The organism is Salegentibacter salinarum, from assembly GCF_900168115.1.
GTDB classification, from domain to species: Bacteria; Bacteroidota; Bacteroidia; order Flavobacteriales; family Flavobacteriaceae; genus Salegentibacter; species Salegentibacter salinarum.
The window spans coordinates 115,026-132,531 of sequence record NZ_FUZC01000003.1 but is presented as its reverse complement, the minus strand read 5'-3'; the positions used below and the strand labels follow the sequence as shown (position 1 = coordinate 132,531).

The 17,506-nt window shown below is 38.0% G+C and carries 14 protein-coding genes and 1 tRNA gene; 1 reads left to right on the top strand and 14 read right to left on the bottom strand.

Annotation, left to right across the window (positions count from 1 at the left end):
* The 8 genes from B5X53_RS05235 to B5X53_RS05200 form a co-directional block, all read right to left on the bottom strand.
* Nucleotides 1–1,065: an AAA family ATPase gene (locus B5X53_RS05235; RefSeq protein ID WP_079712192.1), complete on the bottom strand. Its 1,065-nt coding sequence runs from the start codon at nt 1,063–1,065 to the stop codon at nt 1–3.
* A 542-nt stretch (nt 1,066–1,607) separates the two neighbouring features.
* Nucleotides 1,608–1,680: transfer RNA gene (locus B5X53_RS05230), tRNA-Met, on the bottom strand.
* A 53-nt stretch (nt 1,681–1,733) separates the two neighbouring features.
* Nucleotides 1,734–2,087: a SpoIIAA family protein gene (locus B5X53_RS05225; RefSeq protein ID WP_079712191.1), complete on the bottom strand. Its 354-nt coding sequence runs from the start codon at nt 2,085–2,087 to the stop codon at nt 1,734–1,736.
* An 81-nt stretch (nt 2,088–2,168) separates the two neighbouring features.
* Complete coding sequence (locus B5X53_RS05220; RefSeq protein ID WP_079712190.1) at nt 2,169–2,351, bottom strand: CPXCG motif-containing cysteine-rich protein; 183 nt, start codon at nt 2,349–2,351, stop codon at nt 2,169–2,171.
* Nucleotides 2,352–2,354: 3 nt separating this feature from the next.
* Nucleotides 2,355–3,689 (bottom strand): TolC family protein, encoded by a 1,335-nt coding sequence (locus tag B5X53_RS05215; protein WP_079712189.1) that lies wholly within the window; start codon nt 3,687–3,689, stop codon nt 2,355–2,357.
* Complete coding sequence (locus B5X53_RS05210) at nt 3,673–6,879, bottom strand: efflux RND transporter permease subunit (RefSeq protein WP_079712188.1); 3,207 nt, start codon at nt 6,877–6,879, stop codon at nt 3,673–3,675. The genes B5X53_RS05215 and B5X53_RS05210 overlap by 17 nt, the downstream gene beginning before the upstream one ends.
* Complete coding sequence (locus B5X53_RS05205) at nt 6,876–8,018, bottom strand: efflux RND transporter periplasmic adaptor subunit (RefSeq protein ID WP_079712187.1); 1,143 nt, start codon at nt 8,016–8,018, stop codon at nt 6,876–6,878. The genes B5X53_RS05210 and B5X53_RS05205 overlap by 4 nt, the downstream gene beginning before the upstream one ends.
* Before the next feature lie 60 nt (nt 8,019–8,078).
* Nucleotides 8,079–9,998, bottom strand: a complete 1,920-nt coding sequence (locus tag B5X53_RS05200; protein ID WP_079712186.1) for an ABC-F family ATP-binding cassette domain-containing protein — start codon at nt 9,996–9,998, stop codon at nt 8,079–8,081.
* Between the two features lie 107 nt (nt 9,999–10,105).
* Between B5X53_RS05200 and B5X53_RS05195 the strand changes: the two genes are divergently transcribed.
* Nucleotides 10,106–10,492, top strand: coding sequence for a DUF983 domain-containing protein (locus tag B5X53_RS05195; RefSeq protein WP_079712185.1), 387 nt, complete (start codon nt 10,106–10,108; stop codon nt 10,490–10,492).
* Here B5X53_RS05195 and B5X53_RS05190 read toward each other — a convergent pair.
* The 6 genes from B5X53_RS05190 to B5X53_RS05165 form a co-directional block, all read right to left on the bottom strand.
* Nucleotides 10,489–11,544: an NAD(P)/FAD-dependent oxidoreductase gene (locus B5X53_RS05190; RefSeq protein ID WP_079712184.1), complete on the bottom strand. Its 1,056-nt coding sequence runs from the start codon at nt 11,542–11,544 to the stop codon at nt 10,489–10,491. The two genes, B5X53_RS05195 and B5X53_RS05190, sit on opposite strands and share 4 nt — an antisense overlap.
* A gap of 100 nt (nt 11,545–11,644) precedes the next feature.
* Complete coding sequence (gene porN, locus B5X53_RS05185; RefSeq protein WP_079712183.1) at nt 11,645–12,538, bottom strand: type IX secretion system ring subunit PorN/GldN; 894 nt, start codon at nt 12,536–12,538, stop codon at nt 11,645–11,647.
* Between the two features lie 13 nt (nt 12,539–12,551).
* Nucleotides 12,552–14,096, bottom strand: a complete 1,545-nt coding sequence (gene porM, locus B5X53_RS05180) for a type IX secretion system motor protein PorM/GldM (RefSeq protein WP_079712182.1) — start codon at nt 14,094–14,096, stop codon at nt 12,552–12,554.
* A 55-nt stretch (nt 14,097–14,151) separates the two neighbouring features.
* Nucleotides 14,152–14,814, bottom strand: coding sequence for a type IX secretion system motor protein PorL/GldL (gene porL, locus B5X53_RS05175; protein WP_079712181.1), 663 nt, complete (start codon nt 14,812–14,814; stop codon nt 14,152–14,154).
* A gap of 46 nt (nt 14,815–14,860) precedes the next feature.
* Nucleotides 14,861–16,228 carry a T9SS ring complex lipoprotein PorK/GldK gene (porK, locus tag B5X53_RS05170; RefSeq protein ID WP_079712180.1) on the bottom strand — a complete coding sequence of 456 codons (1,368 nt, stop codon included), beginning with the start codon at nt 16,226–16,228 and terminating at the stop codon, nt 14,861–14,863.
* 115 nt (nt 16,229–16,343) lie between these two features.
* The gene (locus B5X53_RS05165) at nt 16,344–17,504 is read right to left on the bottom strand and encodes a formimidoylglutamase (RefSeq protein WP_079712179.1); all 1,161 of its coding nucleotides are present in this window, start codon (nt 17,502–17,504) and stop codon (nt 16,344–16,346) included.
* Nucleotides 17,505–17,506: the final 2 nt, after the last annotated feature.

The window sequence follows — 17,506 nt, the reverse complement described above, 5'->3', positions numbered from 1 at the left end:
CTACCTAAATCCTACCGCTTTTCTAGCCGGATACTTATATTGTTCTTCTTCACTAATGTTGTATATCTCGGCCAGGGTCATATCATCTTGTGTGGAATAGTTTAAGCTCTGGTCTATAAGAAGATGATTTGCTTTTTCTACGGAAAGGGCCTTGAATTCATAAGCTGATTTCAATCTACCTTTACGTTTTAAAGCCGGATCGATGTGTTGAACATCAGTATTAAAGGTAGCAATGATCTGGATGCCCAGGGATTCACCTAGAATACCATCAGTAATATTTAGGATCATAGCCAGGTTGGAATTCCGTTGGTTGTCCCGTGAAACGATCAACTCCTCAGCGTCTTCTATGACCAATACTGAGTTAGGGTTATCCATAAGGTATTTTGTCATCGCAATATTATCTAGATTCTGGGCCATCTGTCCCGGCAGAAACACAATTTCTTTCTTTACAAGTCCGCACAAATACCTAATATATGTACTTTTTCCCGTTCCCGGTTTTCCGTACAGAAGATGAAGCCCGCTTTTATTGTTCTCCTGAACGATTTTCAGCATTTTATCATGATATCCTGGAAAGTCATCATTGTAACTTTTTGAAAGATCAAGATCCGGTTTAGTAAAATCTATCTTTTTATTATCGAGACCATGAGGTTGCATTATGATTAGATTTATATGGGCTTGGTCAGGCTTTTCTTTTTTAAATCCTTTTATAAACTCCAGGAGATTATCCAGAAGTGCCGAGTTCTCATCCTGAAAATAGACATTAATTTCATCCGGATCCTGTTCCAACATTATTTCTTGTTTTAAAATATAGATGATTTCTGCTTTGTGTTCATCCTTATCATAACACCGTCTAAAATGCTTTCCCAGGATATTGGTAGCGAAAGTTTCTGAAAATCTTTGATGAAACTTTTCGATGTCACGATTGGAAAAAGTATAATAACTGGGAACTTTCCCGAAATAGGCCAGATACATTTTCTGTACATGATAGAAGTTCATCATGTGATTCACATGCTGCAGGTTGAAATCTGGTAAAAATTTGGGTTCTTTATTATTCCTGTAGTTCATAGTAATTTTATTTCACTAATTAAATAAGATTCCGCTTCGCCCTTTAGTTCTCCTATGCCCCTACCTATAGGAAAAGTCACAGACTGAAACGGATTATCCTTAACACTACGAAGCACTCAGCTTCGTTATAGATATTTACAAAAATGCAGTGAGTTAACGTCAAAGTGTGACGCAATGAAAGATTTGCTTTCGCCAGTATAAAACAATCCTCTGGGTGTGCTACTTGATCAAGAGATTGTAATAACTCTTTTTGAAATCGAACTTTGAATAAATATGTAATGCAATTAAACCTAAGAAAGTTTAAAACCCAATTCCAGTTTTCTTTTCATAGTACGTCTTAGTCGTGGAGCTAAGACTCTTTCGCGGCACAAAATCTTTAGACTTGACCCATTCTAAATCTAGATTCATTAGAATTAAAGGTAAATGCTAGCAATTAATATCAATTAAGAATTTGCTTTTGAATAAGGAGTTATTCTGTACCTATTCTGTACCCATTGAAAAAAGAAAGGCTTCACATTTCTGTGAAGCCTTGTCTTTGCTAGTAGCGGGAACTGGACTCGAACCAGTGACCTTCGGGTTATGAGCCCGACGAGCTACCTACTGCTCTATCCCGCGATATCGACTGCAAATATACAGTCATTTTTTATTTCTCCAAAGCTTTTTTTGAATTAAATCATTACCCAATTCATTGCTTTCATCCGGTCCTTTTTTTCAAATGATTTCACGTCTGCGGGAACAATAACATCTTTTATGTCCATAGATTTCTTAAACATCTTATCGTCAGTTACAATAGCTATTTTTTTTAGATCTTCAGAATGTGAAAAATGAAACTTTACAGCCTTCAATAAACCTCCAAGCGAAATTCCTTCATCTGATTCATCCTCGATATATATACATATTGGACTTACTTTTTCTATTCGCTCTTTTATTTTTGAAAGGATTTCCTTCATTTTTTTCTGATCAATTTCCTCCTTAATCAGAAAACCGACAACATTATCGGCAAACTCGAAAGTTTTTTCCATTGGCTTATAAAATGGTTAGTATCTTCCCTAAGTTAAAAAAAGAAAATGAATTCGGAAGGTGATAAAGTGTAATTTAGAGTCTTACTGTTCAATATTTACCGCCTCATAAGAAGTTAATTCTCCATTCTCAAACGAAACGCGTATTTCTATAGGATTACAGCAATTTTCACAATCTTCAATATAGGTTTGGCCACTCACCGAGGGATCCAGCAAGACAGATATTTCTTCCCAGCAATAAGGGCATTGAAAAAAGTGCTCAAACATAAACTACAATTCTATATTCAACAATTGTCCGGTAAGCTGCAGCAACTCCAACTCAGCAATTTTTGCATCATATTTTGCAAGATTAAGGCTGGTTCTTGCATCCAGCAAATTTACCTGGGCCTGCCTGAATTCAATAGACGTAATTCTTCCAAGGTTAAATTGCTCGCGGGAACGTTCAAAATTATCCCGGTTAGTAGCTACATTTTCTTCCTGAACTCTTAAGATATATAATCTGTTTTCATAATTTCCGAGAGCATTGGCTATATCCCTTTTAATTCCCAGGGCAACCTGTTTCTTTTGTAATTCCTGATTCTCGTGCGTTATTTTAGCATTCTGAATTTGTACAGAAGTAGTCCCACCATCAAAAAGGTCCCAGGTTAAACTTACGCCGCCAGAAATACCATCAGTAGTTTGACGGCTTCCGGGAAAGAACGCTGTTGCGGCACTTCTATTGAAATTCCACCCATAAGATCCGTTAAGATCTATAGTTGGCAGATAGCCTGATTTGCTAATTTTAATATCATACTCTGTAATTGCAAGATTTCTATCAAGCTGAAGTAAGGAAACATTATTGGCTTCAGCTTCCTCTATATAAGCTTCCAATTGTAACTTCGGAATAAAATTAACCGTGGTATCTACCTCAAAATCCTTTTCTGTCATTTGTCTATCAACCAGGACATTTAAATCCCGTTTGGTATTATCTAGTTGCTGACGGGTTTGTAGCAGGTTCACACTATCATTATTTACATCTACCCGGGCATTAAGGACCGCAAGGTTATTGCTCTGCCCGTAATCAAACTGATATTGCGCCCTGGTTACACGATCTTTTGAAGTTTCCAGAACATCTTTTAATACCTCTACATTCTCGGTTAACCGTGCAATTTCATAGTATACCGTTAATAACTGAAGCATTGTATTTTCTATGGTTTCCCGGGCCTGCAGTTTAGATAAGTCGTATTGTTCTTTTAAACTCTTGTAATTGTAAAATCTGCCCAAACCATCAAATAAGGTGTAATCTACATTTATAGAAGCATTGTAAGAATTGCTTTCTATACCTTCCTGATTTAGCGGTTCACCTTCTTCGGGTTCTGTAAGCCTGTCATTAAGATCATAACCGGCGCCTGCCCGCCCTGTTACCGATGGCAAATAGCCTGAATTAAGAATTCCCTGGTTATTTTCGGCAATTTCCACATCATTATTAGCCATTTCAATACCGTAGTTACGCTCTAACGCGAGTGCTATAGCTTCTTCCTTAGTTAAAACATCCTCTTCCTGGGCAACTATGCTACCCATACAGAAAATAGCCACCACAAGTATTAAATTAACCGATCTCCCCATGTGCTTTTTCTTCTTTTTGTTCTTTAATAGCTCGTTCCACTTCTTCGTGAGTCACTTTATTTCCGCTAGCGAGCCATTTTCCGCCCACTTTAATATTATTACTTATAGAAAGTAGCAATGGTAGAAGTAGTAAGGTGAGCACCGTAGCGATAGCGATTCCGTATGAAATAGAAATTGCCATTGGTTTTAAAAATTGCGCCTGTCTGCTTTTTTCCAGAAGTAAAGGCGCCATTCCCGCAATAGTGGTAAGCGAAGTTAGAAATATAGCCCTGAATCTTGCCCGGCCGGCCTCGTAAAGGGCGTCGTTAAACTTCATGCCGTCACGGAGGTTTCCGTTGAATTTACTAATAAGCACCAGCCCATCGTTCACCATAATTCCCACAAGGGCAATAATTCCTAATGCTGAAAGCACATTTACCGGGAAATCGTGAATCCAGTGCCCCCAGGCAACACCAATTATACTGAAAGGAATCATTATCATTAATAATAATGGCTGACTGTAACTTCTAAAAGTAAAAGCGATTACCGCATAAATAAGGAATAAAACCACCGGTAATACTCCCTTAGCGGAATCGGTTAATTTGTTGGCTTCCCTGTTTTGCCCTTCATAAGAAACCGATAAACTAGGATATTTTGTAAGTAAATCGGGCATTACGTTACTTCTAATGTCTGCGAGAATCTCGGTAGAACTTCCGTTGGGATCTTCCATATCTGCACTCACCCTAATTTCCCGAAGCCCATCTAAATGACTTATAGACTCGGTACCACGTACAATTTCATAATTTGCGATTTCATCAAACGGTACACGATCGCCATCTGGTGTGGTTAATCGCATATCGTCTAAATCGTTTATAGAAGATCGATTTTCAAGATCGTAACGCACCCAAACCCTAATCTCATCCTGTCCACGCTGAAAACGTTGTACCGGAGTCCCGAAAAATCCGTTTCTCACCTGGCGCATCACCTCGCTAAGATCCAGACCAAGCGCATAAGCGCTCTCTTTCAGGTTAATATTAATTTCTTTTATTCCCTGTGGATCGTTATCCTTTACATCTTTTAAAAGCGCATTATTTTCAAAATTTTCCTTTAATTCTTCTTTTGCAGCTTCCAATTCCTGAAGATTATTCCCTAGTAACGAAACCGAAACCGGGTCTCCTCCAAAATTACCACCCGAACCAAAAGTGAGGTTTTCCACCCCAAACACAGGTCCTACTTCATCTCTAATAGCATTAGTTATTTCAGGCGAACCAATATCCCTTTCTTCTCCAGGCAGTAAATTCACCTGTAAGGAAGCTTTATTATTGCCGGGGCCAACTCTTTTTATAGTATTTTCTACAACTTGTTTATTTCCGCTTTGGCGGCTGCTAAAATCTTCATTTACACGCCACGCAGCTTCCTCAACCATAGAAATAATAGAATCTGTTTTTTCAGGATTTACACCTTCAGCCATTAAAAGATCTATACTAACGCGGTCACTGGCAATACTTGGAAATAAGGTTATCCTAATCCAGTTACCGCCAATTGCTCCAATTGTTAGAATTAAAACAGCAACCAAAATACCTAAAGAAAGCATTTGTTGTTTAAGTACAAATTTTAGTACAGGACTATAAGATTTATCCCTCAGGTAACTCATAATTCGATCGCCGGTACGGTTTACTACCCGCATCTTAACAAAGAACTTTGCCAGACCTGTTTTCTTATTATCTTCTTCAATATTTCTGGCTTGTAAGGCTTTTGAATGGGCAATATGGGCCGGTAAAATAATAAGCGCTTCTACTAATGAAACTACTAAAGTAAGAATGACGACGGTGGAGACTTCGCCAAAGAATTCACCAATTCTACTGTCTAAAAATAAGAATGTAGAAAATGCTAAAACCGTAGTTAAAATAGCCGAAATAATTGGTGGAATTACTTCCATTGTGCCATCTAAAGCTGCTTGAACGGGAGTTTTCCCCATTTCGTAATGCTGATAAATGTTTTCCCCAATTACAATTCCATCATCTACCAGGATCCCGATTACGATAATCATCCCAAATAAAGAAAGAACGTTTATAGTTACCCCAAATTGACCCGCAAACATAAACATTCCCAAAAATGCAATAGGAAGCCCAAAAGCCACCCAAAATGCTAGCCTGGTATTTAAGAATATTGAGAGAAAAAGCAGAACAAGAAATATTCCCATCGCCCCGTTTTCCAGGAGTAGCTGGGTTCTCTGGCCTAATGTAATAGAGGAATCTGAAACTACGTCTAAGCGAATATTACTGCTTTTCGCGTTATAATCTTTTACATATTCTTTTACCTTTTTTGCGGCTGATAAAAGATCCTCATTATTCGTATTACTTATCGCAACATTTACGGCAATATTTCCGTTGAAATACGAAGAGTTAGAAGTCTCACCAAATTGATCCCGTACTTCAGCCACATCGCTTAAGCGGGTGGTTTGCCCGGTAGCCGTAGATCTTATTACTAAATCATTTAAAGCATCGGCATAATAACTTCTACTGTTTGCCCTAATTAAATAATCTTCGGCTTCGGTTTTAATGGTCCCGCCGGTACTTAGAATATTTGCTGCTCCAACAGTTCTGGCAACTTCCTCAAAAGTTAGATTATAAGCTAAAAGATCGTCCTGGCTAACCGCGATCTCAATTTCTTCTTCAGGAAATCCTGAAATTTCTATCTGTGAAATTCCATCTAGCTGTCTTAGATCGTTTTCAATTTGTTCACTTATACGTTTCAGCGTTACCAGGGGGACATCATCACCACTAATGGCAAAACTAATAGATGGCCTGACTCTTTCTTCTTTTGAAACCACCAAAGGCTCCATTCCGCCGGGAAATGTAGGCACGCGGTCTACCGCGTTTTTAACTTCGGTGAGCATCACGTCTATATCTTCGTCCTGCTCTATTTCTACAGTAATTGAACCGCCACTCTCCCGTGCTGTAGAAGTTACCCGTTCTATCCCTACCAAGCCTTTGAGGTTATCTTCAATTTTGAGAATTATTCCTTCCTCAATCTCCTCTGGAGCTGAACCCGGATAATTCACATTAATATTTATGATGCGCGATTCTTCTAAAGGAAAAAAGGAAGAATTTAAACTGAACACGCCTACCAGGCCAAAAATTACAAAAGCGAGGATGACCACATTAACGGCTACCTCATATTTTATAAAATAACTGATTAATTTTCTCAAAATTCCTCGGCTTTAGCAGTGTCTTCCTGTTTCTGTATTTGCACTTTCATTCCCGGATGTGCGCCCGGCACAGGGGCTGAAACCAATTTATCTCCATCTTTAAGGCCTTTTATCACCACTTTATTGCTGGAAGAATAAACAGGATTAATTTCCTCTAAAACCAACACGCTATCTTTTACCACGTAAACTTTAGAACGATCTACCAGCAACTCTCTTGCAATCTCAATGGCATTTTCCTCGTCACGGGCATCTAATTTTGCTTCCAGGTACATTCCTTCCCGAATTTCTGAATCTTCAATTCTTATAAAAACCTGTATGGTTTGCGAGGCGCGGTCTACCCTGGCGTTTATTCTACTTACTGTCCCCGTATAGGTTTGATTACCATCAAGATCCTGAAGTGCTACATCTTCCCCAATTTGTAATAAATCTGAGAATTTTTTTCCAACCGCTACTTCCAACTCATAAACCGAAGGATCTATAAATTCGCCAAGTTTTTGCCCCGGTCTTATCAAGGTTCCCGGGTTTACGGCAGCTTCAGTTAAAACTCCATTAAATGGCGCAACTATATTGAATTTTCGAAGTCGTTCTTCCAGGTTTTTTATCTCGTAATAAGCCGATTGAATTCCGCGGCCGGTAATAAAATATTTTTCTTTATCTGAATCCGGCTCTGGCAGTGGTTTGGCAGGGCTGTTTACATCAAAATTATTCAGGTAATCCTGCCATTTCTGAAAGGAATCTGGATAATCCATTCTAAGATCGGGCATTATGGAAGTGATATTATTGAACAATTCACTTTTAGCCGAACGCACACTTGCTGAATATTCTTCAGAATTAATACTTAATAGCACCTGACCCTTATTATAATGTTGCCCGGGCCTAAAATTTTTACTGCTGTACTGAAAAATTCCTTCTACTTCAGAAAAAAGTTCCATTTTTTTAAGAGCGGTAACATTGCCATTGGCGGGAACTATTATTGGAACCCTTCGGTTTTCAACAGTTTCTACAAATACATTTTTAACCACTTTGGTAGTCTCAGGTACTTCTTTCACATTACTGTCAATAATTGCTTTTGCGCCAAAAACTGCTAAAACAATAAGTAATACTCCAAGTATAGAAAGTATGATTTTGCGTTTATCCATGTGTGTAAGACACCTATTTGCCTATTTGGTTTAATTTAAACTTGAAATTATAAGGATTGTTTAGGCTAAACCATCCAGGCTTTCCTGAATTTCTTCCCATTCTTTCATCAGGGAGTTTAGCTCTTTTTTCTTAGTTTTATACTTATCTAAATATCCCGGTTTTGCTGCAACTTCATCGTAATTGGTAGCTAATTCCATATCACGCGCCTCAAGATCTTTTTCTAACTTGGTGATTTTAGACTCGGTATTGCTCAACCTGTTTTTTAAAGATTTTACTTTTTTCTGATCTTTGTAGGCTTTTTTGTTGTTAGAACCGGCAGCATCTTTTTGAACTTTCGCCGCTTTATCTCTTTTTTCAACACTACGCATATCTTCCAGCTTACGCTGCTCTAAAAAGTAATTTATATCACCCAGATATTCTTTGATTTTAGTATCCTTAAACTCATAAACTTTGTTAGAAAGTCCCTGCAGGAAATCCCTGTCGTGAGAAACAATTATTAAAGTTCCTTCAAACCTGTTCAAAGCTTCCTTTAATACGTTCTTAGATTTAATATCAAGGTGGTTGGTAGGCTCATCCATTATAAGAACGTTGAAAGGCTGTAGCATTAGCTTACAAAGCGCTAATCGGTTTCTTTCGCCTCCTGATAGCACTTTCACTTTCTTAGATACCTCATCCCCTCTAAAGAGAAATGAACCCAACATATCACGAACCTTGCTTCTATTTTTTTCATTGGCAGAATCAATCATAATATCCAGTACGGTTTTCTCACCATCCAGGTAATCGGCTTGATTTTGCGCAAAATATCCTAACTGAACATTATGACCCAGTTTTAAATTTCCCTCGTAAGGAATTTCATCAATAATAATTTTAGCAAGCGTGGTTTTACCCTGCCCGTTTTGACCGACAAAGGCAATTTTACTTCCGCGTTCAATTAAAAGATCAATGTTTTTTAAAACCTGATTATTCCCGTAGGCTTTACCAATTCCCTCGGCTTCTATAACCACTTTTCCCGGTTGAACAGAAATGGGGAAACTCACATTCATCACCGCATTATCATCTTCATCTACCTCAATTCGGTCTATTTTATCAAGTTTCTTGATAAGCGACTGCGCCATAGAAGCTTTTGAAGCTTTGGCCCTAAATTTATCTATAAGCTTTTCGGTCTGTTCAATTTCTCGTTGCTGATTCTTTTGTGCAGCGAGTTGTTGCTCTCTTAATTCCTCCCTAAGCACCAGATATTTTGAATACGGCTTATTGAAATCGTAAATCTGGCCAAGCGAAATTTCTATGGTTCTATTGGTTACATTATCCAGGAACATTTTATCGTGCGAAACAATTATCACACAACCGGAATAGTTATTAAGGAAATTCTCTAACCAGATGATACTTTCAATATCCAGGTGGTTGGTAGGCTCATCCAGTAGCAGAATATCGTTATTTTGAAGTAAGAGTTTAGCGAGTTCTATTCGCATTCTCCATCCTCCGGAAAAAGTCTCGGTTAATTTATCGAATTGCTCCCGTTGAAAACCAAGACCCAGCAAAACCTTTTCGGTATCGCCTTCGTAATTATATCCGCCAATTATTTCATAAGTATGTGTAATCTCACTTAAATCCTGGATAAGCTGGGTATAAGATTCACTTTCGTAATCGGTTCTGGTGGCTAACTGATGGTTAATTTCATCAATTTGTTTTTCAAGTTTCTTTATTTCGACAAAAGCCTGTTGTGCTTCTTCCAAAACACTGCGGCCCTGTTCAAAATCTATATCCTGTTTTAAAAAACCAATATTCAGTTCTTTATCACGCGCAATCTGCCCCCCATCATATTCCTGCTCCCCAGCAAGAATTTTAAGCATTGTAGATTTTCCGGCACCATTCTTTCCTATTAAACCCACGCGATCTCCCGCTCCAAGTCTAAAGGTTATTTCTTCAAAAAGATATTCTCCGCCAAAGGAAACAGAGAGATTATGAATATTAAGCATTTGTTGATTTTATTTTTGCAAATATGCCTAAATTTACAACGTGAAAAAAATATGTTTACTCCCAATCTAAAGCCTCAACAAAACTTATAACCCCTTGATTATCAATTATGGAATTTTTGAAAGGAACTAAGCTTTACAGTATACTAACGGGAACCTGCCCCGTGTGCCACGAAGAGAGTATGTATGTGGAAAGCAATCCTTATAAATTAGGACGTATTTTTGAAATGCACGAGCACTGCTCAAACTGCGGAACAAAATATAAAATAGAACCTTCTTTCTTTTTTGGAGCTATGTATGTAAGCTATGCGGTAGGGATCGCATTTTCAGTAGCTGCTTTTGTGATTGCCTATTTCTTTTTTGGGGGTGGATTAATGACTTCTTTTTGGGCTATAATAGGAACGCTTGTGGTATTTATGCCTATAATTATAAGACTTTCCAGAAATATTTGGATTAATTTATTTCTTAATTATAAACCCAGCGCGGGAAAACGCTAAGCCTCGTAATGTTTCTTATTAAATCTTTGTAAATCTATTTCCTGCGGAAGCTGAATATCATTTTCAATAAAGTTGATTAATTGCTCTGAAACCATTGGGGAAATAAGCACACCTCTACTACCAAAACCATTACAACAATAAAGATTTTTATATTCGGGATGCCTACCTAACATTGGTTTTCGGTCTTTACTGGCAGGTCTGATTCCCGCCGACTGGTCTACAATCTCAAATTTACAGGTAACTAGTTTTTTAATTTTATTTTCCAGGTCTTCCCGAGCGGTCTCACTCGGTTGTGGATCTAACTCACGGCTATTATAAGTGGCGCCAACTTTATATAGATCATTTCCTAACGGAATAATAAAAACCGAAGATTTCACGATCTCTTTAAGCCTTAATTCTTCGGAATAAATGGTGATGTATTCTCCTTTATTTCCGCGTAGCGGAAGATAATTAAAGAAAGGATTATGCAGCATTCCAAAACCTTCACAAAAAATGATTTGCCTGGCTGAAATTCCATTATAACTAACTGAATCGTTGTTAATTTGAAGTGCGTTATAACCAAAACTTTTAAATTGAATTTCGTCTTTATTTTTTAAATAATTTCGGTATTCTTTTATGAGCACATCGGTATCAATTACCCCGGTTTGCCGAACCCGGCCAAATGAAAATTCAGAAGAAATATTAGGATTAATCTCTTTAACCAGTTTTGTATCTAAATATTCTGCAAGTATAGGTTTATCGGCTGCTTCAAACCAGTTGTTTTGCTCTTCTGCCGAAAAGAATTTCCTGTAAATTTCTAAGGGATAAACGATCTTGGCCTGTAATTTTGTTTCCATTTCCCTATAAAATGGAAGTGCAATCTCCACTTGTTTATTAGCGTTCCAGGCAAGTGTAAAACGTTTAAGGATTACAGGATTAAAAAGGCCCCCGGCCACCAGGGAAGATTTTTGTGAATTATCTTCAAAAACTACAAATTTTTTATTTCTTTCTTCAAGTCTTTGGCTTATTGCGATCCCGCTTAATCCTAATCCAACTATTATATAATCTAACATAGTCTAAAATTAAAAATTTATAGTTTAACCTCCTTATTAAAAATGAAAAAGCGCTCCATAAGGAACGCTTTTCTGATAAATTTTGAAGTATGAGATGGAATTAGTAATTCCACATATCCAGCTCAAAGTTTCTTATTTGTTCTTTTATACGCTGGGCTTCTAAGAGCTCCATAAAAGCATTATCTACAATGTATTCATCAACTTCCCGATCTCCATACACGTTATCTTCTTTATAGATCATAGCATCAAACCTTCTTGAATTCAGCAAATGATCAAAGGTGACGGTTTGCGCTGAGCTACTACCGGTAAAGGCTTTATTTTCATGTAAAACCTCCCTGGCATCTGGAAACCACACCCAGAACAATTCAACAAGATCGGTTTGGCCGGAATCTATAAAGTTAACATCGGGCGCTACAGGAGCAATTCCGAGTATTCTATATTTTAATTCGGCCTGGCGTTTATCAAAATACCACATTCCACGAATATGATATTGGGCAATATCAGCAGCACTTAAATCCCTTCTATCTATAAACTGCTCATCAACTTGTTCTCCGGCATTATACTGTTCAATACCAAGATCTGTAGTATCTACTTTAGATAAGGTAGCTTCAATATCTCTAAGGGTTCTCTTTTCATTAAAATAAGAATCGGCGTAGATGTTTTCAATTTCACCACTTTTGATAGCAGAAACCAAAACATCGTATAAGGCCCTACGGTTACTCCCAATATTATTAGTGTCTATTGGGTAATACAGTGGAAAATTAACTCTTTCATCAAGATCTATTTTCTCCCATACATTTTTAGACCATAAAACATCACGATCTTCAATGTATCCATATTCAAGTGGTTTATCATTAATGTCACTTTGAATCTGGGCTTCGGTTCTCTTACCAATATCTTCAGGGTCTTTAGCGTTTAAAATATTCGCCTGCCCAAAAGATGCTATTGTAAAAGAAAACACCAAAGCATTCAATAAAAATCCTCTCCAATTCATCTTCTAAATTTTATTAATTTGTCAACTCTATCACAACAGGAGAAACTTTCTTCAGCTTATATCCAGAGTTACCAGAGATACCCGCCTGAATATCAAAAATTTGTACAGATTCTCCTCGTCCCGCTCTTCTTAGAGCAGCTTTTGCTCTATCATCTAATCTACTACCGTTAACCTGAATAGTTGGTTGTCCCGGTACTTTAAAACTAAATCCGGTTACGTTTAAATCAAGATTGAAATCAAAGTCCGGAAGGGTAGCACCAATAGTAGAAACCTCTAAACTATTACGTTGCATTTGTACAGATCCATCTTCTCCCCTAACCGTTCCGGCTGGTCTTGGAATATCTTTAATTCTAAAGGTTTTACTATCTGAAACGGTTTCTCCTCCAGGAAGTTTACCACTAACATTAATAGCTACTTCTCTAGCCTGTAAACTAGTAACGTTCATTACGTATTGACCTGCACCACCGGCCTGCGAAAGTCCCGGAGCCTGAGCACTAATACTCCCTACACCAGGAATAGAAATCGTCATTGGGTTTTGAACCCCACGGTAAAGCACATTCATTTTATCAGCTGAAATTACAGCTGAGTTAGGCTTTGGAATAACTGCATAAGAACTATTAATTGGTATTCTTACAATTGAGTCTCCTTCTTTAAACTGAAGCTCTCCGTTAATTTCTTTTTCTCCAACGTTTCCGGCAGGGAAATCTAACATAACCTGTCCCGCCTGGGTGCTTTCTACTTCATTCCCGTTTATAGTGACATTTTCAAACTTTAAAGTAGGGTCTACTCGACCTAAAACAACTTTACCTTTAAAGTTTTCACCACTAAAAAAGGCAGTTTTATCTGGCACTACAATAGCCTGATAGTTGGTTAAAGAAACGTCACTTTGCAATTGCCCTTCAAGCATTGAAGACAAAATATCGTTTTCAGTTTTTCTAACGTCAGTTTGTATTTGTGTAAGTTTTGTAAGGGAAGCAATTAATGGAAATCCCTGATAGTTATACATTAACCAGGGTTTAGTTACATTTTCATTATTAGTTACCTCTTCAGTAGAAAAATCTTTAGCTATTTCACTTCTAATCTGCGGAAAACCATCCCCCAGAATACTAAGTACTTCATTTCTATAATTATCTATAGCTGCAACAAATTCTTCTCCTCTTGGAGTTACTCTTCCACTCGCAAAAAATAAGTTATCTAACTTATCAGAACGATCCATCGCTTCATAATTACCTCTATCTTCAGCCTCGAAATCGGCTAATAGTTCTTCTTTAAGATTACCTACGGTAGCATAAAGATTATCAGAAAGCGTCCCAATTTGTTCGGCTTTAGCTTTTAATTCTTCATATTTTGCAGGTTGTTCTTCGGCTTTAGCGGCTAAACCGGCCATTGCCATATCGTTACGTTGAGATGTGGTAGCATTAGATTCCTCAAGGTCTTCATTCATTTGACCAAAGGCTGTCAATACTTCCTTAGACATATTTAGTGCCATCATCGCGATGAAAACCAGATACATCAGGTTAATCATCTTCTGTCTTGGGGTTTGTTTTCCAGACGCCATGTGCTAATTAGTTTTGTTCTTTAATAATTTAGGTTTTTCAGGGGCAATATATTCACTAATTAGTCGGCACACCACTGCGGGTACCGTTCATAGCAGTAAGCATACCACCATAAACTCCGTTTAAAGAAGAAAGGTTAGCTGCAAGAGATCCCATTTCCTGATTTAGTTTACCGGCATTCTCTGCAACCTCCTGGTTGATTTCTGCCTGACGTGAGGCTGATTCTACCTGAGCCTTATAAATATTGTTTAATGTTTCCATTTGCGTAGCAGCTGTTGTAAGCTCTTCGCTGTATTTCTTCTGTGATGCCATCGCATCTACAGTAGGGGCAATTCCTTTTGCCGCACCTTCAAAATTACGAATACTGTCTCCAAGACTGCTCATTAAACTAGCATCTATCTTGGCTTCTTTTAGCATTTCGTCAAGCTTTTTAGATAGTTGTCCCTGAGTTTCTTTTTCTTCCTCAATTACGGTTGCCGTACGACGAGTTCCCTGGCCACCAGCTAATTCAGGGTAAACTAAAGACCAGTCAAGGTCATCATCTGTAGGTTCAAATGCAGAATATGCAAATACAAAAGCCTCTACTACAAGCCCTGCAATAAGCATTGGGTTTGCAAATGGCCAGTGCATAATTTTAAAAAGTGCACCTAATATTACAACTGATGCACCTAAACCGTACACCATGTTAGTTATTCTCTTTGTTGAATTCGATTTTGCCATAATAATAAAATAGATTTAGATTTTCTACTGGTTAAATAGGTTGTTGTTAATTATTTGTTGGTTGATTTAGGGTAACATCTGTTCCGAGATAATCCTGAACTGTTCTAAAGCCGATATAGCTTCTCGCAGAATCTGCATATTCATAATCTCTTGAACTTACCTGAAGGAAATAAGCTACATCTTTCCAGGAACCTCCCCGAACTACTTTCCGCATATCGTCGGGATTATTTACCGTTGGGTTCATTGAAGACATATAATCGTAAGAAGCAGGATCGTAAGACGAATCTACCCACTCTGCCACGTTCCCGGCCATATTATACAAACCGTAATCATTTGGATCGTAAGATTGAGCTTCAACAGTGTACAATGCCTGATCTGCCGCATAATCTCCTCTTAATGGTTTAAAGTTAGCCATAAAACAACCACGATCGTTTTTGGCGTAAGGTCCTCCCCATGGGTAAGTAGCTCCTTCTAAGCCACCACGTGCGGCATACTCCCATTCACCCTCGGTTGGCAAACGGTAAGAAGGCACATTATGCTCTCCTTTTTCTCTTCGGTAATAATTATGATATAAAGTTCTCCATTGGGTAAAAGCCCTTGCCTGTTTCCAGGTAACTCCTACCACCGGATAATCGTCAAAAGCACTATGCCAGAAATAATCATTATGCATAGGCTCGTTATATGAATAATTGAAGTCCCTTATCCAAACTGTTGTATCTGGATAAACCTCAATCTCTTCTCTATTTATATAATCACTTCTATTTCCCTGCTTTTTGGCAGCACCCTGCACATCCATCCAGGTATAAGTGAATTTTAATTTTTCTACATCTATGGTACGCTGGCCGTTATACACCTCTTCCATTGGGATATACATCATATCCATAACTTCAGCATAATAAACATCTGGATAATCTTCTGTATCCCAAATAATGTCAATATCCTTATTTAAACGGCGGTTCTCGTAGGTATCAGATGGACCACCCTGGCCGTAGGTATTCAGCATATATTCTTCATAAGGCGTCATATCACCTTCATCGGCATCCATAAAAGCATAATCTCCAATCCCGCCAGAACCTTCAGCTTCACCCATATTCTCCGCCATAATTGCCAATTCGGTTCTAACAATAGAATCTTTAACATCATTAACAAACTGACGGTATTCGGCATTGGTAATTTCGGTTTCATCCATATAGAAAGAACGCACTGTCACCGTTTTAGGCGGTGCATTACGTTGGCCTGCGATATCATCATCAGACTTTCCCATTATAAATGAACCTCCAGGAATTAATGTCATCCCAAGTGGTTTCTCAGGATTCCACTTCTCCCCTTTCGCACCAACCAGCTGTCCACGATCTCCCCGCCCACAGCTTGAAAGCAAGGCCAGAACAGCTATTAGCGAAATAAATTTCTTCATAGTTTCTCTTAGGTTAAGACATCTCAATTTACGGCAGTAAACCTATCTAATTATTTTTTAAAAAACAATATTTTAGGTAAAAATACAGTAAATACCAAGAATGCCTGAAATTATTTTAAACTTCGTTTTTTCTTTTTGCTTTATACCATCTTTCAGGAATTACCTGGTTACATGCTTCCAGGTAATCTTCCTCGCTGCAAGGTAATAACGTACTCCTTTTTAGTTTAGTATCTACATGTTCAAGAAACGGAATTTCTATCCACCACCTCCCGCTTACAGGACTTTTAAAAAACACCAGCACCTCATCGTCTATAGGAACCTGATACTTTATAAACTCTTTTTTTGCCGAAATAGTATTTTCATTAGTACGGTAATTCACACCTTCAGCAAAATACCACAACATTTGAGCCATTAACATTGCGCCCAAATTTCCGAATTTCAAATTATCATATTCATAGATTCCAAAGGAGCTTACCTTATCGCTAATCCCGGCATATCTAGAAAGTGCACATATTTCTTTACCGTCAAATCCGTTTGGAGAAGCTATATCTCGAGAACCCGATGAAGGCGCACTAACAGAGGCCAAATCTATGGCTACCATATTTGCATCCCGCATTACCGGTTCTACCAATTTGATATTATTGCTTACTTCTCCTAAACGATACGCATCAAAGAACAGGCGCTCCATTAATTCTATTTCATCTTGCGAATTAAAATAGGTTTGATACCCAATATTGGAATAATTAAACAAATTATAAGGCTGATTAACAACAATCTTACCAACATAAGAACGGTTGCTTATCGGGTTTTCAGCATCACCTAAATCAAAGCGGCTATCTATATTCACAAGATTCACCATTTGATCTAAAGTATCGTAAGCTCGGTATTGTGCATAAACCAAATCCTGGCTACCGCCTAAAAGCACAGGGATCACGTCCTTCTTTACTAGTTGCGCCACCAGCGTTTGTATCGCAAAATAAGTATCTTCTACCGTTTCCCCTTTTTCAATATCACCCAGATCGGCAATTTTAATATGCCAGTTTCCCGGGAATAAACTATAAAAAGCCTTTCTTACATCTACAAAATCAAGAAAGTCTATTTCTTCTCCCAGTCGGTTTTCTTTAATACCCACCACTGCCATTTGTACGCCATCTAAATCTGGCAAGCCGTGAGAGGCGGTATGTTTTTTTACTGAATTTCCAAGGGAATGTTCACCAAAACCGGTAATTTCCCTAAGCAAATCTTCAGCAAGGGGACTCAGAAAATCTAAATCCATAT